This window comes from Novosphingobium sp. FKTRR1, assembly GCF_020404405.1.
Lineage (GTDB): Bacteria > Pseudomonadota > Alphaproteobacteria > Sphingomonadales > Sphingomonadaceae > Novosphingobium.
Genome location: NZ_JAIZDA010000031.1, coordinates 16777 through 34149, shown reverse-complemented (window position 1 = coordinate 34149; position 17373 = coordinate 16777). Strand labels below are relative to the sequence as shown.

At 64.4% G+C, this 17373-nt stretch carries 15 protein-coding genes; 1 reads left to right on the top strand and 14 read right to left on the bottom strand.

Going from position 1 to position 17373, the window contains the following annotated elements; genetic code table 11:
• Position 1: 1 nt before the first annotated feature.
• The 4 genes from mobF to LDN95_RS19365 all read right to left on the bottom strand — a co-directional run bounded on the left by mobF (position 2) and on the right by LDN95_RS19365 (position 6613).
• Entirely contained in the window at positions 2-2947 is a 2946-nt protein-coding gene (gene mobF / locus LDN95_RS19380) for a MobF family relaxase (RefSeq protein WP_226019214.1), read from the bottom strand.
• A gap of 33 nt (positions 2948-2980) precedes the next feature.
• A complete protein-coding gene (locus LDN95_RS19375) occupies positions 2981-5350 on the bottom strand; it encodes a type IV secretion system DNA-binding domain-containing protein (RefSeq protein ID WP_226019213.1) in 2370 nt (789 codons plus the stop codon).
• On the bottom strand, positions 5340-5672 hold the full coding sequence (locus LDN95_RS19370) for a hypothetical protein (protein ID WP_226019212.1): 333 nt from the start codon (positions 5670-5672) through the stop codon (positions 5340-5342). The genes LDN95_RS19375 and LDN95_RS19370 overlap by 11 nt, the downstream gene beginning before the upstream one ends.
• Positions 5673-6379: 707 nt before the next feature.
• Positions 6380-6613 carry a hypothetical protein gene (locus LDN95_RS19365; RefSeq protein ID WP_226019211.1) on the bottom strand — a complete coding sequence of 78 codons (234 nt, stop codon included), beginning with the start codon at positions 6611-6613 and terminating at the stop codon, positions 6380-6382.
• Between the two features lie 274 nt (positions 6614-6887).
• Between LDN95_RS19365 and LDN95_RS19360 the strand changes: the two genes are divergently transcribed.
• On the top strand, positions 6888-7172 hold the full coding sequence (locus LDN95_RS19360) for a DUF6437 family protein (protein WP_226019210.1): 285 nt from the start codon (positions 6888-6890) through the stop codon (positions 7170-7172).
• A 218-nt stretch (positions 7173-7390) separates the two neighbouring features.
• Here the strand turns inward: LDN95_RS19360 and LDN95_RS19355 are convergent, their stop codons facing one another.
• The 10 genes from LDN95_RS19355 to LDN95_RS19310 all read right to left on the bottom strand — a co-directional run bounded on the left by LDN95_RS19355 (position 7391) and on the right by LDN95_RS19310 (position 17335).
• Entirely contained in the window at positions 7391-7780 is a 390-nt protein-coding gene (locus LDN95_RS19355; RefSeq protein ID WP_067914395.1) for a single-stranded DNA-binding protein, read from the bottom strand.
• Positions 7781-8249: 469 nt separating this feature from the next.
• Complete coding sequence (locus LDN95_RS19350; protein WP_226019209.1) at positions 8250-8669, bottom strand: type II toxin-antitoxin system VapC family toxin; 420 nt, start codon at positions 8667-8669, stop codon at positions 8250-8252.
• Entirely contained in the window at positions 8626-8994 is a 369-nt protein-coding gene (locus LDN95_RS19345; RefSeq protein ID WP_226019208.1) for an AbrB/MazE/SpoVT family DNA-binding domain-containing protein, read from the bottom strand. Before LDN95_RS19345 ends, LDN95_RS19350 begins: the two co-directional genes overlap by 44 nt.
• A gap of 10 nt (positions 8995-9004) precedes the next feature.
• Positions 9005-9961 (bottom strand): DUF2493 domain-containing protein, encoded by a 957-nt coding sequence (locus LDN95_RS19340; protein WP_226019207.1) that lies wholly within the window; start codon positions 9959-9961, stop codon positions 9005-9007.
• Between the two features lie 282 nt (positions 9962-10243).
• Complete coding sequence (locus tag LDN95_RS19335) at positions 10244-10666, bottom strand: hypothetical protein (RefSeq protein ID WP_226019206.1); 423 nt, start codon at positions 10664-10666, stop codon at positions 10244-10246.
• Positions 10667-10679: 13 nt separating this feature from the next.
• Positions 10680-10991: a zincin-like metallopeptidase domain-containing protein gene (locus LDN95_RS19330; RefSeq protein ID WP_226019205.1), complete on the bottom strand. Its 312-nt coding sequence runs from the start codon at positions 10989-10991 to the stop codon at positions 10680-10682.
• Positions 10988-11890 carry an ArdC family protein gene (locus tag LDN95_RS19325; protein ID WP_053556574.1) on the bottom strand — a complete coding sequence of 301 codons (903 nt, stop codon included), beginning with the start codon at positions 11888-11890 and terminating at the stop codon, positions 10988-10990. The genes LDN95_RS19330 and LDN95_RS19325 overlap by 4 nt, the downstream gene beginning before the upstream one ends.
• A 44-nt stretch (positions 11891-11934) precedes the next feature.
• Positions 11935-14160: an integrase gene (locus tag LDN95_RS19320; protein ID WP_053556575.1), complete on the bottom strand. Its 2226-nt coding sequence runs from the start codon at positions 14158-14160 to the stop codon at positions 11935-11937.
• Entirely contained in the window at positions 14157-15947 is a 1791-nt protein-coding gene (locus tag LDN95_RS19315) for a hypothetical protein (RefSeq protein ID WP_053556576.1), read from the bottom strand. Before LDN95_RS19315 ends, LDN95_RS19320 begins: the two co-directional genes overlap by 4 nt.
• Positions 15944-17335, bottom strand: a complete 1392-nt coding sequence (locus LDN95_RS19310; protein ID WP_226019204.1) for a site-specific integrase — start codon at positions 17333-17335, stop codon at positions 15944-15946. Before LDN95_RS19310 ends, LDN95_RS19315 begins: the two co-directional genes overlap by 4 nt.
• Positions 17336-17373: the final 38 nt, after the last annotated feature.

Below are 17373 nucleotides of genomic sequence, written 5' to 3'. Positions count from 1 at the left end.
TTCAGATCCCCATCTCGAACGGCTTGACCATCGCTTTCTCGCGCTCAGGCGGTTCCTTGAGCACGGGAGGCTCGCTCTGCAGCGCTGCCTCGGACTTCCCTCTCGCAAGACCGGAAGCGGCTGCCTCGCGCAGCAGGCCCACGGTTTCGAGGGCAGAACGCTTCATGCCCGTGTTGCGAGCGATGGCCGCGCCAAGCCGCGAGGCATCGTTGACGAAGAGGGTTAGCCCATCGCGCAGGCGGGTGACGGTCACGAGGAAGGTCTGCTGGTTCGAGAGATTGCGTTCGCGGCTGTCCATCACCGCGATGCCGCGGTCTGACGTGAGCCCCTGCGCCATATGGGCATTGAGCGCATAAGCCAGATCAAGCCGCTTCAGCATCGGATCGCTGGCCGGCAGATCATGCGCAATGCCCGTCGAGGTCACCAGCGAAACCGTATCCCGGCCAATCGCAGTGATGCGCGCCTGGTCGGCATTGACGAGCCCGCGCTTGTGGTCGGTTTCGGTCCAGCGAATGCGGTCTCCTGCATGGAGGTCCAGGCGCTTGACTTCGAACAGCCTTAGCGGATCGTAGTCACCATTGGGACGAAGGCGATCAACTTTCAGCACTGTGCGCTTCCCGCCTGCCCCCTCCAAGGTCACCGACCCGCGCTGCCTGTCGCTATCGATAACCGTGTACGAGCCCTTGCCCACCTTTTGCGCCCGATTGTCGCGGTCGAATACGGCGACCATCCCCGGGCGATAGCTGGATGCATAGCGCAGCTCCTCGCGCGTTGTGTTGACGCGTGAGAGCACGTGCAGCCTCAGTGCCGTCTGACCCAGTTCGCCATTGGCCTTTAGCCCGGTCTGAACAGCGGCATTGACCTCGCTGCGCAGAGCACGGCCAGAGGCATAGATCGCAGTTCGCTCGCGCTCGACAGGCGCAAGCGAGAGCCACGCCGCCGCCGCCTCGATCGCTGCCCCTTCACCGACCTCGACGACATTCTTGCCGAGGTGCCGTAGCGCGTCATCGATCCGCCCGCCCTGCGCCGCCTGCTGCGCAGCACGCAAGGCCTTGGTGCGGGCGCGGATGTTGGCATCCATCGTCGCTGTTTCGATGCCGGAGCGCTGCATGACATCGAAAGGCTTGCCTGCGTCGACCGCGCCCAGCTGCTTGCGATCACCGATGCTGGCGAAGCGGTCGACACCGAGAAGATTGGCGAGAAGGACCAGCTTTTCCTTGTCGGCATTGCCGACCATGGAAGCCTCGTCGAGCAGGATCACCGCGCCCTTCATCTCTGCCCGCGCTTCGGCAAGCCGGGCCGGATTGCCGCCTTCGAGCAAATCCTGATGGCGGCGCAGAAACCGCGCGACGGTCATCGACGGGATGCCGGTGTCGCGCTCGAGCATCTGCACCAGAGTGTTCTGCACGGCTAGGCCCAGCACCACCCTGCCCTCCTCGCGCAGGATGTCGGCCACAGGCTTGAGCACCGTACTCTTGCCGGCGCCGGCGACGCCCTGAATCGCAACAATCCGGTTGGTCGAACCCAGCAGTAGACGTCCGGCAGCCTCCTGCCCGGCATTGAGCGTGATGCCGTATCGCATCAGTGAGAGGCCCTGCAGCCGCACACCAGCGGCTTCCACCGCGACGATCGGCGAGACCTTACCCCTGCCCTCCTCCACGGCTGCCACGATGCGCTGTTCGGATGCGACCGCGTCTTTCGTGGTCAGCATGCCCTGGCTGACCCCGGCACCCCGCTGCAGCGCGCCCTGCCGGACCAGCTGCTGCACCCGCTGCTCGATCGCCGGCAAGGCTGCGGGAAGGCCAAAACCCAGCGCTGCGCGGTAGAGATCGACTTTCGAGAACGCCGCTTCGCGCTCGGCGAGATGCCGCACGGCGGACGCCACGGCGTGGGCAGCCGCGACCTGTTCGGGCGACCGCTTGGCGAGATCCCGAGGCATCAGCGGATCGCCTTCCCTGAGCCCAAAGCGCTCGGCGAGCGCGGCCGCAAGGTCCTGCGCCCTGGTCACGGTCCCGCGCACGATCGAGGTCAGCTTGCCGACCTCGCCAAGGCCCTGCGCCGCGCGCGCATTCGCCCTCGCCATGACAGCAGATGGATCGAAGCCGATGGATTTTGCCTTTTCCTTCCAAGCGCTCACCAGCGCGGAACGGTCCTCCACCGTACTCTTTTCCGAGCGGGTGATGAGGTTCGCGGCGCTGCGCGCGGCGAGGCTGCGCGAGGCCATCCCCTCCAGTTGGCCGAGGATTTCTGCGCGGCGCGAGCTGAAGGCATCGCGTACGGATTTCGGGACACCGACCGCTTCGAAGTTGCCGTGCTTGCCGACTTCGCCAACCTCATAGCCGAGGCGCTCGACCGAGATGCGGAAGCGGGCCATCGTCATGGCGTTGAGCAGGGTATTGTGCTCCCACAGCTTGTCATTGCGAAGGGCACGCCACTTGCCGTCCGGCCCCTGCGTCGCATTGGCGACCACCGCATGGATATGCGCGTTGGGCTCCTGATTGCGGTTGGTGTCGTGCATGAAGAGGGCGACGGTGAGGTTGCCGGTGGCGACGGCCTTGTCCTTGCCCCTCACCTCGATCCGGGTCTCGGCAAGGTTGCGTTCGGCCCACGCGAGCGTCTCTTTGACCGCCTCGGTATAGGCCTCAAGGATACGCCGGTCGCCGCCCACCAGGGCAAGCAGCGACCAGCTCTTGGGCATCGAGAACGTAAGGTCGGTTCCTGCCCGGTGTTCGCGCCTGTCGGTGCCAAGGCGGGTCCCATTGGGCAGAAACCCCTTGAGGATTTCCTCGAAGGTCTTGGCATCGACTTCGCCGGAAAGCCCCAGCTTGTCCGCGCCTTTGCCCAACCATTCACCCGAACGATCGGCATCAGCGCGGGTGTAGTAGTTGTCGGCGGCGAAGTAGCGGGCGGCCCCGCCGGCGGTGCGGACATTGGCAACGGAGAGCATGGGCAAGGCCCCCGATCAGAGGAAGCTGATGCTTCAGATCTCGATGTCGAACTCTCCGACATCGCGAGGCTCGCGAGGTGCATGACGCACCTCAGATGCGTCCCCTTCGAGTGCCATCCGGCGGGGGTCGGTCAGCGCCAAGGGTGCCTCTGCCAGAGGCTGATCTGAATGTGCCGGATTGGTGTCAGTTGCCGACGACCTGCCATAGATTGGCGCCGACATGTCAGGCACTTCACCGTCGCCACTGGCCTTCGCAGCTTCCGGGCTGGTACCGCGGGTCGGCACAGACCCTGCACCTTGAACGCCCGCCATCTCGTCTGCGGATTGACCCTCGCGCGGCACACCTGGGCTGGTAGCATCCCCCTTCGCCAGACCGATATCAGCGGCCTGATCTGTCAGACTGCCGCGATGCTGGACGCGCTCGTCACCCCCACCGTTCTCCGGCTCGCGGGGAACAAGCGGCAGCAGACCCTGGCGCGGATCGAGCCTTCTGCCCGCGCCATCATCATTGGATGACGGGTGCTCCTGAGCCGAGGATCCCGTCCAGTCCTCGCCGGTGCTTCCATCCGCCAATTCTCGCGCAATCGGCCGATTCGGGAAGGGATCAGCTGGCCTGCGAATGAACGCTTTCGAACGCATCGGACGGTCGACCGGCGTGAGTCTGACCTCCGCTGCGGGAAAGCCATCGGGAAACTTGAGGTACCCGACAAGGCGAGGCAGGTCCTTGATGTCGTCGGGAAGGAGCAGACGCTGAATATGCCGCCGCGTGGTCAGGCTGACGGCATCACGGGCATTGTTGAAACCGTAGGTGTAGCCCTCGTCCATGTCCCGCACCTCTCTCTGGCCGATGAAGTCGGAGCACCATGTGGCGGTGTCGGCATCGCCGGTCCCGAGAACGAGTTTGGTTCGGGCAAGCGAGGACAAGGTCATTGCCATGTTGTCGCCGTAGACTTCCTTCAGCTTGGCATAGGCGTGGATGCCTGTGACGATCGCGCCGCCAAAATTGCGCGCGGTCTGGAGGCCCTTCTCGAGCGCAGGGAGGCGGTGGAGCGCCCCCAGTTCGTCGATGAAGAACCAGATGCGCAGGTCGCGGGTGCGATCGAGGGTCATCAGCGTGTTCATCGCCAGGTCCAGCCAGACGGTGAGGAGCTGCGAGCACACGCTGAGATCGACGTAGCGAGCCGAAATGAAGACGAACCCACCACCGTCATCGGTGCTCTCGATCCATTTGCGCATCGAGAAAGGCTTCCCCTTTCGGGGGAGCATCTTGAGAGCCTTGGCATTCGCATTGAACACCGCGCGGATGGATTCAGCCATGCGCGCGGCCTCGGGTGCGGTCAGCGGATCGGCGATTGTGCCACGCATGAGCTTGTGCACTTGGGCGAGGTCTGCCGTCATCAGCTCCCTCGCCAGAGCGTCGTTGCTATCGGCGCCGCGGGCGCGGAGCTTGAGGCACATCTCGACGAACAGCAGGCGCGCGGCGAGCACCCAGAACTGTTCCGAGCCGCCCCCATCGTGGGGCACCAGCGCCTCGGCAGCGGCCGTGAACTCAGCCTCGTCGCGGCATTCGTCGAACACACTCCAGCGCGGGCAGCGCGCATCGAGCGGATTGAGGATTACGTCACGCGAGGCATCGTAGAAGTGCTCAATGAAGTGTCCGGTGAGGTCAAAGATCACCGCGCGGTGTCCGCGCTCCCGGGCCTCCTCGATCATGTCCGAGAGCGCAACGGTCTTGCCCATACCGGTGGTGCCGATGAGCATGGCGTGGCTCTGTTCCAGCCGCCAGGGATAGGTCACCCCGGCAATGCTCGAAGGCCGATAGGGAAACGCGCGTGCGAGTTGTGCAGCACTGCAAAAGCGCCACTCGTTGCCAAGCTTCGCGCTCCACTCCTTGCGTTGCTCCGTCTTGTTATGCCTCCGGATCCGGGTTTCGAGATCGCGGAGACTGGTCAGCTTGGCGCCGCGCTCATGTTGGCGCTCCTTGGCCTTGCCGCCAAACCGCGAGGCGAACCAGACCCACACCACAAACACCGGCACAAGGATCACGGTCGACCAGGCCAGAGCGATGCCGACCAGCTTCAGCAGATGATGCCACGCGTGCACCACGGGCGGGTAGATATCGAGCAGGGATATGGGAAAGGTCACGGCCCTTCCCCACGCTGTCCGGACCGTCACATCGTGCGCCGGATCGAACTCCATGAAGCGGTAGCCGACGCCGTAGACATGCATCCACGCGAGGTAGACTTCGTGGTCGGACATGCCTTGCGAGACGGTCCACCATGTCATCCAGCACATAACGATGAGGGAAATGATTAGCGGGCCTTTGAGGCCCGCTGCGAACATGAAGCCGAAGTGCTCGATGAGCTGGCTGCCGCGAGTGAAATTGCCGAGGTCACGCTTCATGGCCGCCTCCCTCGTCGGTGGTTTCAGCGACACCGGCGGCGCGGCAGCGGGCAGCGAAAGCGGTATGCACCCGCTCGCGCAAAGCATGATCGCTATGGCCCGCGAGGAGGGCATCAACCCCAACCATGGCGAAGAGCGACTGGCGGTAGAGCCGGAGCATGACGCTGCGATCACTGGCGACCGAGAGGTCGCTATCGCAGGCGCGGACGATGACTGTGCGCAGCCATTCGCTGAGCGCGAGCCCGTTGGCAGAAGCTGCTGCGCGGGCACGGATAGCAAGCTCGTCAGAGACGTAGGCTTGGAGACATTTGGGACGTGACATTCGACAGATTCCTTCAACTGAAGGAGCCTGGTCACTCTGCGAAAGTGATGAGCAGACTACGTTGGCATTTGGAACATGTCAAGAACATTGAAGGCAGGGAACCCTGCCGTCTTTGCCTCCCCCCACGGTAGACTGACGTGCTACGCGGCCCTGTAGGTCAAAGTGACGGAAAAGCACCAAAGGGATCGAAATCACAGATTTTAGCATCTATTTCTGATACTTCCTACCTGCGACATGTCGCGTACGGTGTGCCCACTTCCCTTCCTTTGCAGAGGCGTTCCAGGTGGTCGGTTGGAAGGACAATCGGGTCAAGGAGTACCGGACTGGAGGGGCCTCGGCTGCCCTCAGGCGCTGGCCTGATCTGCTCCCGTCAGTGCCGTCGAACGGCTCGAGGTCAACCTCGAGGCCGGGTGCCGAGCTGACCTGCCTGGGTGGCCTGGATGCGCGTGGCGATCCGTCGCGAGTGACGATCGTCACTTTGATTTCATCAAAGCGATGCTAGACCGTGTCTGCGACCCGAAGGGTGCCATTCTGGTGCTCTCGACCTCAACCCCGCCGAGCCCAAGCGGTTCGGCGGGGCTTTTTCGTCAGGCGAGCCAAATCGCTCCGCACCTGCCGAATACGCTCCCAGTAAGCGGTCCGGTGAACGAGCATAAAAAAGAGAGAGCGCCCTGACGGACGCCCTCCCTCTAATGGTGCCAAAGTGCCTAGAACTCGTCGCTCAGCTTGCCGCAGACAGCATCGATGACCCGTCCCTCAAGCTCCGCCGGTAGTGCGCCGTAGTCGCCCTCGTCGATGACCAGATAGCCCCTCTGTCCATCGATCAGGATGTACTGCGTAAAGTAGCTGTGCTGGGCCCGCGCGTGAGCCTGATCGAGAGCCGCGATCCAGGCGCTGTTGTTGTCGAATACGGCTTGCTCGGCGTGTGCTGAAATGATCATGATCGTATCCTCCTGATTACGATGCGTCGCATCAGGAAGCTCGCGATGGTGCCGACGGGCCGGGTCAGGGACCGCGCGAATGCGCGGCCGCGTAGCGGTGATGGGGGCAACGATTTTGTCGGGCTCGTCCCGGCAAAATGGTGGGGCCCCGTCGTCCTTGACGCGGCCCCAAAGGCACCATCATGCTTGGCAACTCTGCGAGAGAACCTTCCAACCTCTCAGGGAGCCGCGACGATCGGAATAGCGGTCTGCCCTCTTGAAACACCGCGCCGGCATGGCAAGATTGAAAGCGGAGGGGTCCAACGGCCAGATCGAAAGGACCCTGATTATGGCCAGGTCAAAGCCCAGTGCACGTGATGCCCTCATCAAGCTGAGGGCAGAGCGCGAAGAACTTGCAACTCGCGAAACGAGGCTGCGCGAAGAGGCTGCAGCCGAACTCGGCACAGTGCTCCTCGAATGCGGTGCTGAAGTGCTCGAACCGGCGCAGCTCAAGCAGCTGCTGCGGTTCTCGATGACACTTGGCATCGACACCGCCATCAAGCGGTTGTCTGCAGCTTAGCAGGTAGTCCCGGCGGCGCGTGGGGCGCGATGCCCCCCCGCCGCCGATAGCGGCCAAAGCACAAATAAGGCCCCCGCTCGGGGTTTTGCGTTGGTCTCCTGTGCCGGGCGGGGGGGGGGGGGGGCCGCCCCCCCCCCCCCCCCCGATCGCGGCCAAAGCACAAAGAAGGCCCCGGCAGATCGCTCTGCCGGGGCCTTGTTGGAGAGGGGACAAGCCCCTCAGTCTTCGTCGATGTCGGGGGCGCTTTCGCCGGAGGTGCCGCGGCCCTTGGTGAGGAAATCGACCTTGTCGGCGATGATCTCGCAGCCGTAGCGCTTGGTGCCGTCCTGGTCTTCCCACTGGGTGTAGTGGATGCGGCCCTCGACCGTCACCAGCTGGCCCTTGCTGCAGAACTTCGCGACGTTCTGGCCCAGGCCATTGAAGCAGGTGATCCGGTGGAACTCGCTGTCCTTGGCGGTGTAGCCGTTCTCGTCCTTGTAGGTCTTGCCGTCCTTGCGGGCGGGCCGGTCGGTCACGACCGAGAGGCTGGTGATGCTGGTTCCGCCAGTGGTGGTGCGGGTTTCGGGATCGCGGGCGATGCGGCCGACGAGGATAACGAGATTGGTCATGGGTCTTCTCCTGAGGCTGCAGGTCCGGGACCATCCCGGCTGCGAACTGACCGTCAGAAGGGGGCGGCAGACGCTCGCACCGGACGGCGCCAAGGGCGACGGGAGGGGAACCTCGAACAGGACGGGTGGTGCGGGCAGACGCGCGCGTAGCGCGCGGCAACTCGGCCGGCCGGATCGGGGTTGCGAGGGTCAGGCGCCGCCTTCAGGGAACGGTTCGCGAAGAGCCGGATGGCCGCGGGCCTGTGCCGGTGAGATAGGCCGCCATTTCGTGGCATTTCGCGGTTATGCCTGGCCCTGAACTTGCCACACTTCCAGGCCGCGCACCTGACCTCGGTGGAGCGCTTTCGTGCCGCCCACGACGTCAGATCTGCAAAGAGGAGGACGCCGCCGAAGCTGGTGTATCCAGATCTTTAGAATGGCTCTGCCCAAGCGGTGCCTGTCAGCACAGGCCCCTGGCGCTGGCCCCGGTTCAGGGCACCATGACAGGAACTGAAGACCGTCCCTTGGCGGCTTTGGCCAGCTTGAGATCGAAGCTCAGAAAGGCAATGCAACCATCAGCCTTGGCAAGATGCAGCGCGTCCGCGAAGTCCATGCCGCCCGCCATACCATCAAGAGCAAATGCCAGCGCAAGCGGATCTTCAACGGCAACGCCAGGCAGCCCGGCCAGACCGGCAAGAGCAGTGCCGATGGCTTCACTGGAGAACCCGTACCCGCTGCGCAGAACCCATTCGGTTTCGAGAAGAACGGTCGTTGGAATGAAGATGTCGCCAGCCTCGATGGTCCGGCGCGCCACTGCCGCCTGAGCGGTATCGTCCGCCGTCAGGAAGCGGACGATCACATTGGTATCAATCGCGCGCACGCCGCTCGGCCTCCTGCGCAACGGCTGCATTCATGTCGTCGATCGACAAAGCTGGTCCCTCATGCCGCATAGATCCGAACAGCGTATCGATGCTGGATGGGGGGAAAACCGGTGTGGATTTGAGAAGTACACCATCGAGCGTGTTCTCAACCGTGAGACGCGTTCCGGCGCCCCAGTGCAGCTGGTCGCGGATTGCCTTGGGCAAGATAACCTGGCCCTTGGTCGAGACGACAGTCGTCAGTCGGTCATGAACACCCACAAAACTTTTCCTCAGGTAAGACAGAGGTAAGATAACCTCTGATGCGACAATCGGCAAGTGCTGATCGCCAGCGTCCGGCGGGACGCTGGCGATCAAACCACCATCGTCAGGTCGCCGCTGCTCCGCCCTGAGCCTTGGGGCAAGTTCCCAGCGGCCCGCGGCGATCAACGACAGTGATCCGCCGTGCCTTCGCCTCGATCACAAGCCGTTCGAGCACGCCGTTGCCGGGGAATGCGACGACGTAGCGGGGATCAAGGCTGAGCATCCGCTCGTTGCGCTGGAAACCGGCGCGGCTCCCAAGCCGCATGTCGAGTGCAAAGACGACCTGCGGCACCTTGTGCCGTTCGGCCCAGGACGATGCGAGGCGGTCGATGCCCTTGGTATCCCCGCCATGGACCAGCACCATGTCGGGAACGCGGGCACGGACCTTGTCGAGCGTCGCCCAGATGTTGTCGGCAAAGGCGAGCGCATCGGCTTCGCTGCTGCGGCCCATCCGGCCACCGGCAAAGACAACCGGCGTGCCCTCAGGCTTGGCAGCCCGTCGCTTGGCTTCAGCACGTGCGCGGAGGAAATCCCGGCCCTGAACGAGCGCCGAAGTGAGGGTCGCGCCGTGGTTGAGACGAGAGCTGGAAACCGGTTTCCAGGACGAGCCGAACTCGTTGAGATAAAGGGAAGCGGCGATCTCGCGCATTTCTTCGAAGGCGAGCATGGCGCTCTCAGCGCATTGCGCGCGCTCGACCTGCGTTTCGAGATCATGCGTGTGAACCTCCGAGCCGTCGGCGGTTGCCACCAGCGCGCGGACCTCGTCGGTTGCCCGGTCCAGAGCCACTCCCTTGCGCTCGGCGGCACGGTGAAACAGGTTCACGAAAGCCCAGCCCAGATCCTCGGCATCGGCTTCCAGCGCGGTGCCGGTCACAAGGGCGAAGAGATCGGACCAGACCGCTTCAAGCGTCTGAGTGGCGGCCTCCCGAGGCGGAAAATCGGTCTCTGTGAGCGGCGCAGGACCGATCGAGAAACCGGAGAGATCGAGACCGGAAAGCTGGTCGGCAAAGGACGTGTGCATGGGGTACCTCCTGACGGTGTGAGACCGGCAAGGAGCGTCGTGCTCCCCGGTGCCGGCGAGAGCCCGTCAGGGTCGGTCAAGCCCCGCGTCCTGCACGCCCGAAGGGCGGAAACCCGCTTGGCGCAGCTGGTGCGGGCAGGCGCGCTGCAGGCGCGCCAACACGGGCCGTGCCAAGCCGGGTTGCGGGGCGGGGGCGACCGGCCCAGGGCCTCTCTCGCGGCACCGGAGAGCTGATGCGTTAGCGCGCGAATCCGTCAGGATACCCAAGGAACGGGCAGCCGATCAGGCTGCCCGCTTGCGATAGACGCCCTCCCCGTTCGACATGTGCCCGAGGCATTCGTACTCGCCGAACAGGTCCTCGAAGCGCGGTGCGATCTGGGCCAGCCAGCGGCGTGCTCGGCCGGTTCGGGGATGGCGCCAGTCGCACTCCCAGTAGGGGCCGTCTTGGCGCTCGGCGATCCAGACGGCGACGAGGCTGCCATAGACCGACATACCGAAATCGGCATAGGCGTTGCGCAGAAGAATCCGGTCCTCACGGCCGCGCCAGCCCTGCTGCGGCTCGAGCGAGGGGAAAGCAGCCCTCGCCCGCTCGATCAGGTCTTCGCGCAGCCATTCAAGCTCGAAATCCCAGTCGCCATCGTCATCGACATCCAGAACCTGGAACGCCACGGCCGCGCCGGATGGATAGCTGACAGAACGTCCCATCGTCGTTCTCCCGTCAGGCTGCGAGTGCATCGGCAGCATCGCTGCCGGGCTCTGCGTCATCTTCAGTGTCACCAGGAACCGCTCGACCGCCGAGCTTGAGCAGAAGCCCTGCAGCTTCCTCGGCGCGCGCCGCCGCAGTCAGGATCGCACGGTCATTGTCCTTCAGCAGTTTGAGCCAGTGCTCGATATAGCTGGCATGACTGTGGAGATGCGCCACCGGGAGGCCGAGCTCGGCACCGAGCATCGCGCTCGACAGTTCCGCGACATATCCTGACAGTCCAGCGCTAATGTGAATTCCAGCGCCATTTTTTCGAACCTGTTTCACGCCGCCATCTCCTCGGCCTGAGGCTGCTGGGCATGCATCCAGTCGGCTGCGGCCTGGGCCTTGCTGGCAGCTGTGAAAATCGCACGTGGGTCATCCTTGAACACGCGCAGCCAGGACGCGACGTAGGCGGCGTGATCGGGCCGTGGGTGATGGGCGATACCGAGATCCGCGAGGACGAACGATGCGGTAAGTTCGGCGCAAATCTCCTCGATCGCGAGGCTGTCGCGCTTGAACCGTTCGGCGAAGTTGCGGTCGAGCCGGTGCTTTGCGCCAGTGGCGTGACCACATTCGTGCAGCAATGTGCCCATGTGGGCCGACGCGTCGCGGAATGTGGCAAAGGTCGGCATGAAAATCTGGTCGAGATCGATCCGGTAATGCGCGTCGTATGCCCCCTCGATGACCGGAATCTTCAATGCAGAAACGAACGCCTCGGCGTGCGCGAACCGTTCGCTCTCGGGCAAGACCGCGACCGGTGCAGGCTCGTAGCCTTCCACCTGAGCGAGGTTGAACACGGTGAACGCGCGGGCGAACATGCGCCCGGGGCCGGCTTCGCCCTCATCATGATCATCGTCGGCGCGCGATGTAGCCTGCTTCCAGAATACGACCGTGGTGCCGTGCTCCCCTTTGCGAACCTGCGCACCGAGAGCCGCCCACTGACGGTAGGTGCCCCACAGACCGCTGGAATAAGCAGCCGCTTCGGCAGCAATCCAGAGCGCCAGCACGTTGACGCCCCGATAGCGCCGACGAGAGGTGACATTCTGCGGCCGGGTGGTGGCCGCGCCGTCGTGATGCCACGGCATGCGCCAGTCACCGGCACCGGCTTCGATGGCATCAACGATCTCGGCGGTGATGCGTGAATAGACGTCGGCGCGCGCCGATGCTGGGTGGGATCGGGTCATGGCAGGTCTCCGCGACGGTCGGAGGGAAACTCTCTCCCGCTCCTTCAGTCCGTCACCCCAAAACCGGCATCCTCTTCCTCTCCCGCCACACCGGCATGCGGTGTGGCGGTACCGGGCACGATCTGAGCGAGAACTGTCTCGATCCTTGCGACTTCGGCCTGAAGCGTGACCCGCTGCGGCTCAGGAAGCCGCTTCTCGCGCAGCAGCATGCGCGCTTCGTCGGCCCCGCGCTGCCAGGACGCGCGATGCCGCGCGGTGAGGCAGGCGTTGGGGCAGCGGAGCGGTTCGCACATCGAAATCATCGGTGCTGGCGGGCCGGGCTGTGTGATCCGGTTGAGGCACAGGGCCGTTGCGGGATCGAAGAAGCAGTCGGCCAGCGGGCCGACATGCAGTGTTCGCGCGAGACTGGCGAGCATGGTGCGCAAGCGCTGCCGATCGGCGATCATGGCGGGCAGCGGCGCCAGCTCGCTTGCGACGACATCGAGCCCGGTCCCGACGCGGTTCGCGGCAGGGCCACCCAAGCGGGCACCACCTTGCCGCTCGTCGAAATAGGCCAGGATGTCGTCGATCTGGCCGAGCGCACGCTGGGCTTCAATCTCGCCGCGAAATCCCGACCGGCTGCTTCCAGCATAGCCTTCGAAGGCGGCAACACTGGCGTGCTTGTACTGAATCATGCCGGCGATCGTCCCGAAGGGCCGGTTGGCGATATGCCAGGCAATCGTGCGGCGGAACTGACGGGTGGTCAGCCGCCAGGGTGTGCCATTGGGTCGTGGAGGAATCACCGGCGCATCAGGCGATCCAAACTGCTGGTTGAGATGGTCACGAAATCGGTTGAGCTGGCGGACGATCTCGGCAGAGACATGAGTCTTGGTGTTGGCGCGAAGTGACAGCACAGGCCAAAGCGTCGTAGTGCCCCGCGCTCGTCCGGCCCGCTCGGACAACTGCTCGAGCACAGCGACCGCGTCGGCAACGGGCGCGATCGTAACCCACTCCGCTTGTTCTCCGCCTCCGCGCTTGCCCTTGTACGCGACCGACTTGATGCGGTGACGCAATATAACGCCGTCTTCGTCTCTGACGATGGATAGGCATCCACGCTTCATTGCCTGGATCTCGCTGTCGCGCATACCCGACAGATAGGCGCAAACAATATAGGCTGCGGACTGTAGCATGACCTCTTCCAGAGCCAATGCCTTGACATCGAATCGGCTGCGCCAGGGCTGACGGGTCCCGGGATCCACGGCGATCGGTGCATCCATCCCCCCGACTTCGGTGCCGAGTTCCGTGATGGCGGCGGCGATCAGGTCTGGTGCACCGGTCGTCAGACTGAGGTGCATGGCGGGCTCTGCCTGCGCATCGACGCCGGCGTGGAGATGAAGGAGATGGTAGTTGATCGGTGGCAGGTGTTCGCCGGTCAACGGATCGGTGCGGACAGCAGCGTTGTACAAGCCGGTCCAGATGGGAACGCCGCGGCCCTGCCGCCGCAAGCCCGTGAGGTATGCGGTTAGCCGTTGCCGTTGCCGCGCGCGGCGTTCGGCCTGATCGAGATGAGCCTCGCGCGCAATCAATCGGCTGCGCCTGGCTTCGAGACGCTCAAGCTCCCGGCGCGCAGCGAAAATGTCGGGCGCGAAGTGGGTCACATAGCGCAGCGACCATGCCAGCAGCGGCGTCATGATCTCTTCGGGAATGCGTGGCGTCCGGTTCTCACCGGGGATGTACCGGGCACCGGCGACCGAGAACGGGCTGCGCCCGGGCCACGGATCGATACGAAGACGGGCCGTTGGAAGGTGGCGGCGCAACTCGTGAAGGTCGAAGATGACGCGCAGCAATACTGCGACCGCAACCGGACGTAGCCCCTCACGGCGCTTCGAACGGGCAAAGCGGTCAAGCAGAGACTGATCGACCCGCGCAAGATCGAAGCGCCCAAGGTCGGCCTTCACGAAGTTGAAGAAAAGCAGGGCCCGGTTGGCCTCACCCCGCACGGCTGCTGGCTGAAGCCGGGGGCGATGGCCCGGCAGATCGACATTGAGCCGCGCATGGAGAAACTGGCGCAGGGCATCGGCAATGGCTGGGTCTTCGATGCTGCTAAAATGCACGGTGACATGGCAGCGCCGGGCGTTATCGCGAAAGACGCCCGGCGACAGGTCCCAGGTCGGATCGCCGTAACGCGAGAGATCGGCGCGGTTGCAGCCAGGCCGCAACGGGACCGACATGAGTACGGGAAGCGTCTCACGCGCCCTGCCGTCATGGGCCGGCAAGGATGCGGCAGTCATGCCCGGGCCTCGGGCGGCAGATAGACAATGGGATGCTGGGCGGCGAGCCGCGCGCGAGCCTGAGCCACAGCGTCATCGCCGAAGGCAGGCAGGATCTGGCGGACGATGCGTTCACGGGCGTGACCAAACTTGGCCGCCCACTCGTTCGTGTTCATGCCTGCGCGCTGCTCATCGATAAAGGTGAGAAACGCGAGGATCGCTGGCAACTTGCGCGCAGTGATCACCGCGTTTTTGCAATCGAGGCAGCCCCAGAACGGCGTGGGACATGGAGAGCCGACAGCTGCGGCAAAAGGGCTTGCGTAGAAGCCGCCGCAGCTCGCCAGCCATACGTCCTGTTCTCCGTCGAGCACGGCAACCGATGGCGCATCGGCAATCTGGTCCGCGCTTGCGGCTCGACTGCGCAGATGATCTTCCTCGGAGGGAGGAATGACTCGGGGACCGGCGACTGCCTCCTCGAGGGCGTCGGCGACGGTCTGCTCATGCAGGGGTCTGAGCGAGGGAACATCGGCATAGTGCCGCGCTGCGATCTCGATCGTGTGGCCGACGGCGAACCGTGCCATGTGCCCTTCGGTCTTGAGATACCAGAGCGCCTTGTGCGTTTTACGGAGCCGGGACAGGCGCAGATACAGCGGTCTGCCCGTGTCATCGGCAATGGCGTGGCGCGTGGTCCATGCATCGATGGTCGAGCGCGGATGGCGAATGCCGTGGACGATCTCACCGGTCTGGTAATAGACCCACAGGCAATCGCTGGAATTATGGGCCCGCGCGCTTGCCGAGAGTGCGATGATGCGCCGGATCAGCCCTCCCGGCGTCGACGAGGCACCGTCTCGCACCCTGATGGTCTTGTGTTCGGCGCCATGTGCGCGAAGCTTGGTGTAAGCGATCTCCACCGTACCGCCCGAGGCGTTGCGCAAACAATCGACGGTCAGCGTTTTGCAGCACTCGAGCTCAAGCCCGGTCTCCAGCGAAAGCAGGACCAGCAGCGGCACGATATCGACGGACGTCAGGTAATGAGCGCTGTGCAGCGTCATGCTGAAATCCGCGTTCCAGAGGCCGCGCTTCCAACGCCTGGCATAGAGTGCCATCCACTCAGGGTCGCGATGCCTGAGGACCCCACGCGCCTCTATCGCGGCGTGCGCCTTGCGGGCAGTTGCCTCGATCTCCCGAATCTCGCCAAAGCATGGGCCAGCCCGCAATCTGGCCTCGATCGCGACCAGATCGATGCGGGCCGCGTCGCGGAGCTGGCGGGCAACGAACGGGCTGTAGGCGTCGCGTGGGCGGGGCGGGGCGTAAGGTTGCGAGCTGACGTAGCGAAGCCGCTCACGCAAGCCCGCCTCGATGACATCCGGCTGATCGGAAGCGATCCGGCGAAGCACGGAAACGACCTTGGCGACAAAGGTCGGCGCGTGGCCCCGCGACTTGCCCTGAGCTTCGAGCCACGCTTCGTATCCATCGACGTGGCTGGCTCGCAGGTCGGCCGGCCCGGAGATCCGATCACCAGTCCTGGCAAGATAGGCAAAGAAGCTCGGCAGCTGGGTCATGTATGTCTTGATGGAGGAGCGAACCGCTACGGGCCCGCGTGGAGCGACCAGCATGAACAGGCCTCGGGCAAAGGCGAGTGCCAGTCCCCGTGGGTGCAGTCTGGTGAAATCGACAAGAACCTCGCCCCCATACGGCGGGGCGATCGTGAAGCGCAGCGTGCTGATCTGCAGCCATGGGTCGGCCTCGGGCTCTGTGGTCTGGCCCTCGAACCCGACCTTACGGCCTTTACGAGGAGCGGCGGTCATGGCCGGAGATAGCCCGGCACACGCGCAAGCAACTCTTCCACCGCCGCATCGACGGTATCGGCACGAGTGGCAATGTGATCGAGATAGATCGACGTGGTGGCAAGGCTGGAATGGCCGAGCAGGCGTTGCACCTGCTGCAGCGGATCACCGAGCAACTGGCGATAGCCGTCCATGGCGCCTGCCGGTGCAGCAACTTCGCCGAGGCGCCGCTGGATCAGCATCGCCAGCATGTGCACGGCGAACGAATGCCTGAGCTGATGGGGGCTGACGCGAACGGAAATACCGGCATCCGTGCATCGACGGCTCGCCCGGGCAAAGATCGCTTCCCACGAGTTGGGCAGCACCGGTTGCCCGACCTCGGTGAGCCAGAGGACTGCCGCCTCACCTGGCGTGCCATCGTCGGCGCAAATCACGAGCCTGGCCCGTTCATCCGGTGTGACGACTTCCATATCCATCATGCCGCCGCCCACGAGGTGCAAAGCGGTCGGTGCGGTGGGTGGGCGGTGTATGAAGATCGGGCGGTCGATGGCCTCCCAACCTCGACGTGAGGCGAACTTGGCCACCGCCGATGCGCGCTCGACCGCAATGTATGCATCGAATGCGGGCAGCAGGCGACGCGGTAGCAGCATGGTCCGGCCCCGGTCGCCCTTGGTCAGGGCCGCCGGCAGTTCTACCCGGCGTTGGCGCTCTACACGAACATCGCTGCCGGGAATCTCCGCTGCGAGAAGGAAGGATGCTTCCTCGAGACGCAAACCGGTGGTGACCAGCAGGTCAGCGAACAGCGCGTTGCGTGCACCATTGCGGTCGCGCGCTCCCGGGCGCTCAGCTCCCTCGACGGTCAGGCCGCGCAGGCCGACGTCTCGGAATACATGGTAGGCGGGAAGATCGACGAAGCGCACATCGGACCGGCGCGCAGCCCGCTCATAAGCTTCGTTATGCTCGGCGATGGCAGCGCGCCGACCGCCGTGCGATCTTCGCCAGATCTGCCGATGGGTGAATGGCGTACGCTCGACCAGGCCCTCGCGCTCGGCCCATCGATAGAGCTTGTCCAGCGATGCAACCGCCCGGTTCCACGACGAGGCTGATATCCGGAACTCGGCGTCACTACGCCGGCGTGCCCGATGATACGCACCGACATCATCGGTATCGGCTTGCCAGACTGTCTTGCGGCGAGCCGAACCCAGAAACCGCAACCAAACCAGGACATCGTAGCCGTGTGCCCGCAGCGAGTGGCGCGAACGCGCGCCGTTGAGCGGCAGATCGAGGAAGTAGCGATCGAGATCAGGATCATAGATCGTACCATCGCGCAGGATGATCGGAATGTGGGCGTCCAGTCCATCTGCTTCGCGGCGTTCCTGGATGGAGATCGGTTCTTCTGAAATATCCACAGCTTGCCAGTCCCTCCCCCGGACCCCCTCCCGAATCC